Origin of the sequence: Streptomyces adustus, from assembly GCF_009377175.1 — a bacterium.
GTDB classification, from domain to species: domain Bacteria; phylum Actinomycetota; class Actinomycetes; order Streptomycetales; family Streptomycetaceae; genus Streptomyces; species Streptomyces adustus.
The window spans coordinates 1-1,368 of sequence record NZ_VJZD01000537.1; the positions used below are offsets into that span (position 1 = coordinate 1).

2 protein-coding genes are annotated in these 1,368 nt (G+C 66.4%); one reads left to right on the top strand and one right to left on the bottom strand.

The window, feature by feature from the left end; all coding sequences use genetic code 11:
* Window positions 1-108: 108 nt before the first annotated feature.
* Window positions 109-480, top strand: coding sequence for a hypothetical protein (locus FNH09_RS46365; protein WP_152895873.1), 372 nt, complete (start codon window positions 109-111; stop codon window positions 478-480).
* Window positions 481-497: 17 nt separating this feature from the next.
* On the opposite strand, the gene FNH09_RS46370 is transcribed toward FNH09_RS46365, so the two are convergent.
* A protein-coding gene (locus tag FNH09_RS46370; RefSeq protein ID WP_338017882.1) for an IS5 family transposase occupies window positions 498-1,342 on the bottom strand; the annotation gives its coding sequence in 2 pieces (ribosomal slippage) (window positions 498-1,003 and window positions 1,003-1,342; 846 coding nt in all).
* Window positions 1,343-1,368: the final 26 nt, after the last annotated feature.

Below are 1,368 nucleotides of genomic sequence, written 5' to 3' on the forward strand. Positions count from 1 at the left end.
CTAGGGCTTCTCTTGTGGATCACGGCGCGCAAGTCATGGACCGTAAGATCGAGGGCCATTGCTGCATGAGGGGGCGGGATGGCTGGGACTTCGTCGGCTTCAGGAGACGTGCTGAAGCCGGTCAGGCAACACTTGCGAGACCCTTCGTATGACTTCGACGTGGGGCCTGGCTGGCGGCAGTTGGTGCTTGAGTGCCATCGGGCGGTTGTCGCGGAGTTCCCGGAGTACGAGCTCCTTGCCGTGAAGCAGAAGTGGGGGTCTTTGTCCTTCCAGGCGTTTCCGCGGCTGTGGGAGCCTGGCGGCAACTGGACGGATGCCGAGTACTCGCGTCTCCATGCTGTCACCGATGCCTTCGCTGACCGTAGCCAGGGCATCTGCGAGCGCTGTGGTGCCGATGGCTCACTGCGTGAGAGTCGGCGGATCCTGCTGGTGCTGTGTGATCGGTGCGAGACGCTCGTTCCGGAGCACGGTCGCCTCTGATCGGTGCTGGTTGCTCGTCATCGCGCGGACCAAAGGAAGATGCCTGCCAGGTGGAGCCCGGCGAGGTAGATCGTGGCCGTCTTCTCGTAGCGGGTGGCAATGCCCCGCCACTGCTTAAGGCGGTTGATGCACCGCTCGACGGTGTTCCGCTGCTTGTAGGCATTTCGGTCAAAGACGGGCGGCCTGCCGCCGCGGCTGCCACGTCGTGCGCGGTGGGCCTGCTGGTCGGCCGGGATCGGAATCACGGCGCGGATCGCACGTCGTCTGAGGTGGGTGCGGATGGCGCGGGATGAGTAGGCCTTGTCTGCCAGTACTAGCGTCGGCCGCGTGCGGGGCCGGCCCCGGCGGCGGGGCACCCGCAGGGCCTCCATGACGGATTCGAAGGCCGGAGCGTCCCCGGCCTGGCCAGGCGTGAGGACAAAGGCCAGGGGCCGGCATCGACCGTCGGCGGCCAGATGGACCTTCGTAGTCAGGCCGCCGCGCGACCGGCCAAGGGCGTGATCGACCGGCTCGCCAGCTGCGGCCCCTTTTTACGGGCCCCCGCAGCATGCTGGTGAGCACGCACAATGGTGGAATCCACTGCAATGACCCAGTCCAGGTCCTCCTCCGCGTCGGCCTGGGCGAGCAGAGCGGTGAAGATACGCGCCCACGTCCCATCAATGGCCCAGTTCCGCAGTCTGGTGTACACGCCCTTCCAAGAGCCGTACTGCTCGGGCACGTGCACCCACTGCGAGCCGGCCTGGAACTTCCACGCGATCGCATCGATCACCAGACGGTGATCACGCCACCGCCCGCCCCGTTTCGGCGTCCGGTCCGGTAGCAACGGCTCAATCCGCGCCCACTGGGCGTCACTCAACGGCACACCTGACCAACGATCCGATGATCCGA